The organism is Parabacteroides sp. FAFU027, assembly GCF_022808675.1.
Taxonomy (GTDB): domain Bacteria; phylum Bacteroidota; class Bacteroidia; order Bacteroidales; family UBA7332; genus CAXXIC01.
Map to the genome: position 1 here is coordinate 801,736 of NZ_JAKZKV010000001.1, position 11,518 is coordinate 813,253.

Below are 11,518 nucleotides of genomic sequence, written 5' to 3' on the forward strand. Positions count from 1 at the left end.
CTACAAAAAACAAAAACAATTTAAATTCAAAGCCTTATGAAATCATTTGCATTAACTTTCGCCGCTATCTTCGTATTAGCAACTTCTGTATTTGCTCAAAACAAATACACTTTGGACAAGTATCACTCTCGTCTTGCATTCAGTGTAAAACACATGGGTATCTCCAGCGTGGACGGTAATTTCAAATCATTTGACGTAACGGTCACCTCCTCCAAAGCTGACCTGACAGATGCTAAAGTAGAAATGGTCGCTCAGGTAAATTCCATCAACACGGAAATCGACAAACGCGACCAGCACCTGCAATCCGCCGACTTCTTTGATGCAGCCAAATACCCGACGCTGACTTTCAAAAGCACTTCATTCAAAAAGGTAAAAGGAAATGTGTACAAACTTTCAGGATTCCTGACCATGAAGGGTGTAACCAAACCTATCGCATTCACAGTAGTACATGCCGCTGTAAAAAGCCCGATGGATAATAAAATGCACCACGGATTTGCTATCACCGGTACCCTTAACCGTCAGGACTATAACGTAGGTACCAGTGCTTTTGCCGCGGTAGTTGGCAATCAGGTGAAGTTGAGCGCAGAAGTAGATTTTGCACAGGAGTAAGCAACCTCACCAGCTCTTTTTATGGTAGGTGAAGAGGTTGCCCGATAACACTCTATCTCAAACCAGTATTAACGAAGTAACCTCTTTGATTATGACACTCAACGATTTAAGCAACCTAAACCTTAACAGAGATAATTCCGTCGTAATGCCTATGCTGTTTGTCGGACACGGAAGTCCGATGAATGCAATCGAGGAAAATGAATTTGTGACAGGTTGGCGCAATCAGGCGACAACGCTTCCCCGCCCCTCGGCGATACTCTGTATCTCCGCCCACTGGGAAACTCGCGGAACTTATGTTACCGCTATGGCTAAGCCCCAAACGATTCATGACTTCGGTGGATTCCCCTGCGAACTTTATCAGGTACAATATCCCGCTCCGGGCAATCCGGGTCTGGCCAATGAAGTCACAAAACTAATAACAGGTACACCCGTCTTCCCTGACGAGAAGTGGGGACTGGACCACGGCACCTGGAGCGTGATAAAGCATTTCTATCCCGAAGCCGATATTCCGGTAGTACAGCTCAGTGTCAACTACCTGATGTCACCCCGCCACCACTACGAGCTGGCCAAAGAGTTGGCCATCCTTCGAAGTAAAGGCGTACTCATCGTCGGCAGCGGAAATATCGTTCACAACCTGCGCGTCCTCAACTGGAGCAATCCCAACGAGGGTTACGATTGGGCTATCAATGCCAACGAAAAGGTCAAATCCCTCATTCTAAAAAATGACTATACGTCACTGATTGACTACTCCTCACTGGGCAATGATGTAAAAATGGCCATCCCGACTGCGGAACATTTCCTGCCATTGCTTTATATCCTAGGTCTGAAAAAGGAGAACGAAGAGCTGAGCTTCTTCAACGACAAAGCGGTGTACGGGTCATTGTCGATGACTTCGGTACGTGTCGGTTGACATAGTATCACAGAGAACCGCGGAGAATTTCACAGAGAGCCACAGAGAATATCAAACTCTGCGGCTCTCTGTTTTTTTAGCTTTCTGTTAAACTCTGTGGCCCTCTGTGTCCTGCTCTGTGTCCTCTGTGATACAAAAAATCCTACCTTTGCATCACTAAAAGCAAATCCTCCATGCACGAAACACTTCACGAAGACCAGACCTTTCATCAATTGGATTTCTCCGAACAAGAGATTTCGGGAAATGAATATCTCCGCTGCACATTCAGTCACTGCGATTTCTCCAAAGCCGACCTTTCGGGAAATGACTTCGTGGAATGCTCCTTTGAGCATTGTAACCTGACTATGGTGAAGCTCCACGATACCGGCATGAAGGATATTTGCTTCCACGACTGCAAGGTGATGGGGGTTGACTTCCATCCCTGTTCGAAGTTTATGTTTGAGGTCAATTTCCAGAAATGCCAGGTGGACTACTCCTCTTTCTTTCAACGGAAAATGAAGAAAACCCGTTTCACCGACTGTTCCCTGCGTGAAACCGACTTCACCGAAACCGACCTGACCGAAGCTGTATTCAGCCAATGCGACCTGTACATGGCTGCTTTCGACCGTACTAATCTTGAAAAGGCAGACCTCCGTACCGCCAATAACTATACGATTGACCCGGCTATCAACCGCGTCAAGAAAGCCCGCTTTGCCTATCCCGGTGTATTGGGATTGTTGCGCAATTACGACATCCGTATTGATTAAGGGAAAATGCAAACGAGACCGAAACTGATATGGGCTGATAACCTGCGGGCCATTGCAACCATTGCCGTAATCACACTGCATGCTTCTTCTGGGCTGTTGCTGCAATTCGGCAAAGTACCTGATAGCTATTGGGAAATCGGATGCTTTTACAACGGGCTGGGACGCTTTGCCGTACCGGTATTCGTTATGCTGAGCGGTGCATTGCTGCTCGACCGAGAGCTTCCGGTAAAGGATTTCCTGAAGAAACGGTTTAGCCGAATACTCTATCCGTTCCTGTTCTGGAGTTTGATATATATCGCAGTTTCGCTCTATTACAAAAGCCTGCACGGTCACCATTTAAACTGGAGTAATGTGCCTGCGTGGATAGGCAAGCTGCTTATAAACGGCAGTTCGTACCACTTCTGGTACATTTACATGATACTGGGGTTGTACCTCTTCATTCCCGTTTTGGGCAAATGGATTCGCAACTGCCCGCGCAAGGAGATGTACTATTTTCTGGCCATCTGGTTTGTCGTTCAATTCCTGAATACCCCCTACCTGATTGAATACAAGCCCAAGCTCCGGCTTGATTATTTCGCCGATTACCCGGGTTATCTGGTGCTGGGTTACCTGCTTTCCAAAGCCTCCTTTCATCGGATTAAGCATAAAAGCTTCGTCTTTCTATCCTTATCAATAGCCTTGCTCGCCTTTGCCGTTTGTATGGCCATTTACGACAAATACCATCCGGGACATCGTGCAGGAGACTGGTTCAGCCCCACTGCTCCTAACGTGATTTTGCTGGCTTCTTCTGTATTTCTCTTTTTCAAGTCCCTGCACATCCGGAATACGATAATTGTGTCAGTGCTGGCATTTATAAGCCGCTACAGTTACGGCATCTTTCTGGTGCATGTATTGGTGCTTTCACGCATGGCCAATTGGTTTCAGATTCACTGGAACTTTACCCATCCGGTGATTGCTATTCCGGTGACTGCAATCGTTTGTCTGATTTTATCTGCTACCCTGATCTTTTTGTTGCGTAAGATACCAGGCCTAAAAACACTTGCAGGTTAATTATCTTTTCAGGCAACGACAGTTGTCGATTTTTCCCAGTTTCAGAATCAACATCAACTCATGTGTGCCTAAAGAACTATGACTGATGCCTCCAAGATTAAAATCATAGCTGTAAGACACGTACAATGAATTGCCCAGATTCGCTCCTAGAATAGCCCCCATTTCATTCTTTGTCCGGTAAAACAACCCAAACTTGAACAAGTCCTCCATCTCATAGTTCTTCAGATAAGCCGTAGTATTCAACTCCATCTGGTACAGGTTACGGTTTTGAATGGCATTAGCTCCAAATCCAAAATCCAGCATATTATCACTCAGGTTACGATACATCGTATATAAGAAGTTTGTGTATGGGTATGTGCGGTTCTTCTCCGGAGCAAACAGTGAAATAAAATTCTGGCTGGAACCACCAATGAGCAGCGATTTACTTACAAATTCGAAACCGAGATCAGTATTAAAATCGTTCGCATTCTGGAGAACACGATATACTTTGGGGTCATCGGCTGAAGCCAGATTAATCTGATCCAGATCATAGGAAAGACTGTGAATATTTCCCGATAAACCCAGATTCAACTTCCATTCTGTATCCAGCGTAACCGCATAAGCGTATGTTAATCCCAGATTGGAGGTTGAGGTATAGCCAATCTTATCCCTCACCAGCTTTACCCCCACCTGAGTCGCGTAATGCTCAATATAGGCTGAAGCCGAAGCAAATACCGAGTTAGGCGCTCCTTCAAATCCGGTCCACTGTTTGCGGTCAGCAATTGTAACCATCGCTGTATATTGATTATTAATTGAGGCCGGATTAATACTGTACAAATTGTCCCAATAATTATTCAGGCGGATGTTAGACTGAGACCACATTCCTACTGACAATATACTGAATAAACTGATTAATAATATCTTCTTCATATTGACTACAATTATCGAACAACGGTAATATAACCCGATTTATATTTCATTCCGGAACCTAACATATACTCCAACACGTAGAAATACGTATCATTCGACACCGCTTTACCTTTGTAAGTGCCATCCCACCCTTCGGTCCCATCGTATAAGAGGATTCCGTTACGGTTATAGACCTGGACGTGAGAGCCTTTCATAAACACATCATTAACACCATCTCCATCAGGCGTAATTGTGTTAGGAATAGATGTAGAGGATTGAGTAACCAGAATGCGTTTTGTCACATATTCCACACAACCGTTTGGATTGATTACTCTTAACCGGACATCAAAGTATCCCTCCTGAGGTATGGTATAGGTGTGGGTAAGATCATTTCCAGACATAGTCGTACCATCCCCCAAATCCCAGTAATAAAGCGAAGAAGGAACTTCCTCTGCCTTCAGCCTGAGAGTCGCATTATCAGTACTGAGCTCTTCTTTATCCGTCTGGATGGAATAGTTATAGGAACCTAAACTCGTCGATTTAAAGCTTAGATATGAGAGGCATCCTCCTTTTGAAATTCCTTTAACGGTATAAGTTGCCTCCTTATTAATCCAAATGCTATCGGCTGTAGAACCATTCTCCCATTCGTAAGCATTTGCACCTAAGACACGGACTAAAACAGAGTCTCCTGGACAATATGCAGGCTCCTGACTCAGAGATAACACCGGTGTCTCTTCTGTAACTATCGTTTTTTCGAAGGTGCCGCTACAATCCGGCGTTGTTACAGTCAACCGGACTTTATAGCTATTCTGGGTAGCAAAGGTATGCTTCGGATTTTTGAGCGTGCTGCTGTAGCCATCTCCAAAGTCCCAGAAATAGGTCATGTCACCGTTGGTATCATTTTGCGCTAAAGCATTAAACTGGTACACGCGATTTTTACAATCCGACACCTGGTAATCGATTATTTGCGTTGGCACAGTCACGTTAAATGAGGAAGAAGTCGTACACCCCGATGCATCTGTCACCTGAAGTGTATAGGTGCCGCTTTGGCCCGTTGTCATGATTTCATTATTGACTCCGCTGACCGTCCCGCCTGACCAGGTCAACCTGTATGGAGCAACCCCGCCGGTCACTTGCACAGTACAAACTTTACGCAGCGTTTTGGTATCGCAGTTTATGGTCGTGTTCTGTGCGATATTAATTGTCATTGCCGACTGGCGGAGTATCTCGAATTTCATTGTTTTCAGATAACCGTTGGCGTCGGTGACAGTCACCTGATAAGTCCCTGCGGCTGCATTTATCAAATCTTCTGAAGTTGCACCGTTTGACCAGATATAACGATACGGAGTCATTCCCCCGGATACGGTCAGGTTAATCATTCCGCTATTGGCGGCCTTGCATTCGGTGACGTGGGTGATTTCAGCCGACAATATTAGTTCCTGAGGCTCCCGGATGACAAATGACCGGACAATCGAACATGGCGTTCCATCATTGATTGTCACAGCATATGTTCCCGCTTTGAGATTGGAACGAACCTCTCCGGTTCCATTATCACTCCACAGAATCGACAGAGGTGCCTTACCTCCGGTAATATTCAGTGTGATACTACCGTCACCAGCGCCTGGCTGCGTTACATTTTTCACGACCGGATCTACTGTAAACACCGGAGCTTCCGGGATATTAACAGTTACAATTTTCTGAATGCCGGAAGCATCTGTCACCGTGATTTTATAATCACCTGCAGCAAGGTTTTCCTGGTAGGGACCTGTACCGGAATTACTCCATTGAATCTGATAAGGTGCAATACCTCCGGTTACATTTACCTTAATGGTAGCATCGTTAGCCCCATAACATACAATCGGCGTAGTAGCTGTCGTAACACTTAACAACTGAGGTTGAATCAACGTCACAGGAACAGTCTTCGTACAGCCGGAAATTTTGTCACTCACGCTCAGATTATAGGTCCCTGCCGACAATCCGGTCAGATTCTGTTGAGTGCTGGTAAATCCGTAGGGGCCTGTCCAGTAATAAGTAAACTGTCCATTTCCACCGGTAGCCGAGACATTGACCCATCCATCTTTTCCTCCGAATGAACTAACATTATAACCTTTATAACCCGAGACATTGGTTGAAACCGAGAACGAAGGATTAACCGTAACCGAGTATTCGGAAACGGCACCCGAACAAGCCATATCATTTTCAAATGTAGCTTTGGCCAAATAGGTTACCGTTAGCGGACCGCTTGTATTGTTGACCAGGTTTTGCACCGGAATAATATTGGTCCCGGACTCTATTACACCGGTAACGCCCGTCGGAATATTAGCCACCCAGTCAAACTTCACATTCCCGGTAGTCCGGCTGGTTAAATCAACCGGAGCCGTACTTTCTCCCGAGCAAACCGTCTGGTTTGATTTGGAGAACTCGACATTAGGCGACGGCAATACAGTCACAGTAACCGGAAATGAATTACCACGGCAACTACCAAACACAGGAGTTACGGTATATATTGCCGTTGCAACCTGTGTGGAATGATTGGTCAGCGTCTGGCTAATCAACGGTTGGGCAGAATTCTGAGCCGAACCTCCGGTAATGGTTCCGGCAGGATTGATAGCAGGAGCTGTCCAGGTGTAAAGCGTTCCTTCCGGGATGAGATTATCACTGCTACTCATCGGTACCACCGTAAACTTACTTCCACTACAAATCGAAACCTTCTGCGAAGAGATAACCGATGGTATCGGATTAACGGTAATGGTAAATGTTTTGGTAGATCCGTCGCAATTCATGCCCCCGTTACTATAGACAGGAGTAACCGTAACGGTAGCTTTTACCGGAATATTTCCTGAATTCTGAACGGTAAACTGACCGATATTGCCTACACCGTTTGGAGCCAGTCCTATCGTCGTATTATCATTGGTCCAGAAATAAGTTGTGGTACCTCCGTTGTTTATCGTACTAAAATCAACAGACAACACATCGTTATTACAAACCACATCATTATCGGGCTGATTAACCTGAGCAGAAGGATTAATAATCACCTTAAAGGTCTTTGATGCCCCGGGGCATCCGCTGTTACCATTCGTGAAAGTAGGTGTAACGGTGACGTATGATGATATAGGCGCAGTTCCCGGATTTCGAGCAGTAAATGACAAATTCCCGCTTCCCGAAGATGGTAATCCAATGTTCGTATTGGTGTTGGTCCAGGAATAGGTTGTTGCTCCGCCGGTATTTACTGTAATAAAATCAAACAGCGTCTCCTGACCGTTGCAGGACACCACATTTTCGGGCTGATTAACCTGAGCTGTTGGGTTCACGGTTATTTTGAAAGAGACCTCATCTCCCGTGCAGCTTACGCCTCCGTTACTGAATGTCGGTGTAACAATGATATTGGCTGTAAGGGGACGTGTCCCTGTATTTTTAGCCAGGAAAGAGATGTTACCACTTCCATTTGCTGAAAGACCGATAGCAGGATTATCATTTTTCCAGGAATAGGTAGTAGTTCCTCCGGTATTTTGGGTGGAGAAATTCACTCCGGCAGACTGGTTATTGCAAACCAGAACATCCAATGGCTGATTGATCTGCGCTGTAGGATTGACGGTAATCTTAAACGATTGGGCAACTCCGGTACAGGTTGTTCCTCCGTTTGTATAAGTCGGGGTTACCATAACCACAGCTGTGGCCGGAGAAGTTCCGGTATTACGTCCGATAAATGAAATATCACCTGTTCCTGAAGCATCCAATCCGATTGCCGGATTATCATTCGTCCAGAAATAAGAAGTAGTACCTCCGGTATTCTGAGTAGAAAATCCGATAGAAACAGGTTCCTCATTACAAATCACCCGGTTTTCAGGTTGATTCACCTGCGCTTTGAGTGGATTGACGGTAATGGTAAATGATTTCGCCTCTCCGGTACAACTTGTTCCACCGTTGTTGAAAGCAGGTATAACGGTAATTGTTGCCGTAAGCGGAACCGTTCCCGTGTTTTTAGTTACAAAAGACAACTTACCCGAACCGGTAGCTGATAATCCGATAGCTGTGTTATCATTGGTCCAGGTATAGGTCGTTATTCCACCGGTATTGGTTGTTGAGAAATCAATCACTGTCGGTTCTTCGTTGCAGAGCAGGTGATTCTCCGGTTGGTTGACCTGTGCCACCGGATTTACCGTAATGGTAAAGGTTTTAGCCGATCCGGAACAGATTTCACCGCCATTAATAAAGACAGGAGTTACTGTAATGGTTGCTTTAACCGGTGCTTTCGTATTATTGCGGGCTATAAATGACAAATTATCACTACCCGTTGCGGTTAATCCGATTGCAGAATTATCATTGGTCCAAGAATAAGAAGTAACCCCTCCTGTATTTGCCGTAGAGAAATTCACATTAACCGGTTGTCCGTCGCACACGACCTGTTCCGCCGTCTGGTTGACCTGAGCCACCGGATTGACCGTAATGGTGAAGGTTTCTGCAATACCGGGGCAAGAGGCGCTTCCATTGGTAAATGTCGGGGTCACCGTAATGGTTGCCGTTACCGGTTTTGTACCGCTATTTTGGGTCGTGAATGAAATGTTACCACTGCCCGATGCGGACAACCCGATTTCGGTGTTACTGTTTGTCCAGGAGTATGAAGTGGTTCCGGCAGTATTGAGCGTAGAAAAATCCACAGCCGCCGTTTGATTGGTACACATAACGATGTTGGACGGTTTATTGATCTGTCCGGTAGGATTTACCGTAATGCTAAACGTTTTTGCCACTCCGGGACAAAGGTTGCTCCCTGTGCCGAAAGATGGCGTAACCGTAATGTGAGCCGTTATTGGTTTTGTTCCGGTGTTCAATGCGGTAAAAGTCAGACCGCCATTACCCGATGTCGGTAATCCGATATTCGGATTATCATTGGTCCACGAATAGATGGTTGCTCCGCCTGCATTCGTGGAAGAAAACTCAACCGCAGTGGTTTGTCCGTTACAAATAACCTTGTCCGTCACGTCATTAACCTGCGCCACCGGATTTACTGTTATCCTGAAAGATTTAGCAACTCCGGTACAGGTTGCATCACCGTTTTTGTAAACCGGCGTAACCATTACGGTGGCAGTCACCGGTGCTATTCCGTAATTTCTTGCCGTAAATGAAATATTTCCGGATCCTGAAGCCGCTAATCCGATAACGGATTTATCATTGGTCCAGATATAGGATGTTTCACCGCCGCTATTTACAGTAGTAAAATCGACCACTCCGGCCTGATTGTCACACAATACCAAATCTGCCGGTTGATTAACCTGTGCGGTCACCGGATTAACGGTAATGGTAAATGTTCTGGGGGTACCAGAGCAATTGATTCCTCCATTGGTATAGGTTGGGGTTACCACAATAGTCGCCGTTGCCGGTGCCGTACCGGTATTACTTGTCATGAAGGACAAATTACCGGTACCTGATGCCGGAAGACCAATCGCGGTATTATTGTTTGTCCAGCTATAGGTAGTCGTTCCGCCGGTATTCATCGTGGTAAAATCAACCGTAGTCGGCTCCTCGTTACAATAGGTTCGGTTTGCAGGTTGGTCCATTTGCGGCGCCGGATTTATGGTGAGCGTAAATGTTTTGGAATCGCCGCTGCACGAACTTCCTCCATTTATAAAAGTCGGCGTTACTGTAATAGTTGCCTTCAACGGGGAAGAACCCGTATTGTGCGCAGTGAAGGATTTGATACTTCCCGAGCCTGAACCCGCAAGGCCAATACCAGGTGTATCATTGGTCCAGCTGTAAGTCGTGGTGCCGCCAGAGTTAATGGTCTCAAAATTGATATCGCTCAACTGATCGTTGCAGACTACCATATCCACCGGTTGGTTCACCTGTGCAACCGGATTGACGGTGATGGTGAAGGTTTCCGGGTAACCGGCACAAGAGGTTATGCCGTTATTAAAGGTTGGTGTGACGGTGATGGTAGAGGTAATCGGTTTGGCACTGCTATTTTGTGACGTAAAGACGATCTCCCCACTTCCGGATGCCGCCAGGCCGATTTCGGTATTACTGTTGGTCCACGAATAGGTAGTCGTTCCTCCGCTGTTCTGCGTGCTGAAGCTGATGGCTTTGCGCTCGCTACTACACATCACAAGATCTGCTGGTTTGAAGACCTGACCCACCGGATTTACCATGATTGTAAAGGTCTGCGCAGTGCCGCTGCAATTATTGCCGCCATTACTGTAAGTCGGAACCACCCGGATATTGGCAGTCATGGGTTTGGTCGTACCATTCACTGCCGTAAATGACAGGTTGCCGCTTCCGGAGGCCGATAAGCCGATCTGGGGATTGTCATTAGACCAGCTATAGGTCGTCGTGCCACCCGTATTGGTAGTGAAAAAGCTGACCTGTGCCATTTCCCCCGAGCAGACGATCTTATCACCCGGCTGGTTGACCTGGGCTACCGGATTCACCGTGATTCTAAAGGATTTGGCAACGCCGGTACACACCGCGTCACCGTTTTTGTAGATTGGCGTGACCATTACGGTGGCAATTTCCGGAGCGGAACCGTTATTCTGTGCCACAAAAGAGATGTTACCCGTTCCCGAAGCTGCAAGGCCAATGCCCGGTTTGTCATTGGTCCAGCTGTAGGTCGTCTCTCCCCCACTGTTGATGGTTCCGAATTCTACTACGCCGGACTGGTTATTGCAAAGAACTAAATCGCCAGGCTGGTTAACCTGGGCGGATAGCGGGTTTATAGTAATCGTAAATTCTTTCGGGTCACCGGTACAACTCGTGCCGCCATTGCTGAAGGTCGGCGTCACCACAACCTTTGCCGTCAGAGGAGTCGTACCGCTATTACGGGTCATAAAGGATAAATTGCCGCTTCCCGATGCCGGAAGGCCAATCGCTAAGTTATCGTTGATCCAGCTGTAGGTCGTCGTACCACCGGTATTGGACGAGGTAAAGGTAATGGTGGTCGGCTCTTCGTTACAAAGTATCTTATTGGATGGTTGATCTACCTGGGCTGACGGATTTACCGTGATAGTAAAGGTTTTGGAATCGCCGCTACAGGAACTTCCTCCGTTAATATAAGTCGGTGTAACTGTGATGGTGGCCTTCAAAGGGGAAGTGCCCATATTGCGTGCCGTGAAAGACTTGATACTTCCCGAGCCGGAACCCGCAAGGCCAATACCAGGTGTATCATTGGTCCAGCTGTAAGTCGTGGTACCGCCAGAGTTAATGGTCTCAAAATTGATATCGCTCAACTGATCGTTGCAGACTACCATATCCACCGGTTGGTTCACCTGTGCAACCGGATTGACGGTGATGGTGAAGGTTTCCGGGTAACCGGCACAAGAGGTTA

6 protein-coding genes are annotated in these 11,518 nt (G+C 46.6%); 4 read left to right on the plus strand and 2 right to left on the minus strand.

Annotation, left to right across the window (positions count from 1 at the left end):
- Positions 1 to 36 precede the first annotated feature (36 nt).
- The 4 genes from MLE17_RS03415 (at position 37) to MLE17_RS03430 (ending at position 3,315) form a co-directional block, all read left to right on the plus strand.
- Entirely contained in the window at positions 37 to 609 is a 573-nt protein-coding gene (locus MLE17_RS03415) for a YceI family protein (RefSeq protein WP_243347059.1), read from the plus strand.
- A gap of 91 nt (positions 610 to 700) precedes the next feature.
- Positions 701 to 1,519 (plus strand): 4,5-DOPA dioxygenase extradiol, encoded by an 819-nt coding sequence (gene ygiD / locus MLE17_RS03420; RefSeq protein WP_243347061.1) that lies wholly within the window; start codon positions 701 to 703, stop codon positions 1,517 to 1,519.
- Positions 1,520 to 1,692: 173 nt separating this feature from the next.
- Positions 1,693 to 2,265 carry a pentapeptide repeat-containing protein gene (locus tag MLE17_RS03425; RefSeq protein ID WP_243347063.1) on the plus strand — a complete coding sequence of 191 codons (573 nt, stop codon included), beginning with the start codon at positions 1,693 to 1,695 and terminating at the stop codon, positions 2,263 to 2,265.
- Positions 2,266 to 2,271: 6 nt separating this feature from the next.
- A complete protein-coding gene (locus MLE17_RS03430) occupies positions 2,272 to 3,315 on the plus strand; it encodes an acyltransferase (RefSeq protein WP_243347064.1) in 1,044 nt (347 codons plus the stop codon).
- Here MLE17_RS03430 and MLE17_RS03435 read toward each other — a convergent pair whose 3' ends face one another.
- Positions 3,316 to 4,224, minus strand: coding sequence for a PorP/SprF family type IX secretion system membrane protein (locus MLE17_RS03435; protein ID WP_243347065.1), 909 nt, complete (start codon positions 4,222 to 4,224; stop codon positions 3,316 to 3,318).
- An 11-nt stretch (positions 4,225 to 4,235) separates the two neighbouring features.
- Complete coding sequence (locus MLE17_RS03440; RefSeq protein WP_243347067.1) at positions 4,236 to 11,441, minus strand: PKD-like domain-containing protein; 7,206 nt, start codon at positions 11,439 to 11,441, stop codon at positions 4,236 to 4,238.
- Between the last annotated feature and the right edge of the window lie 77 nt (positions 11,442 to 11,518).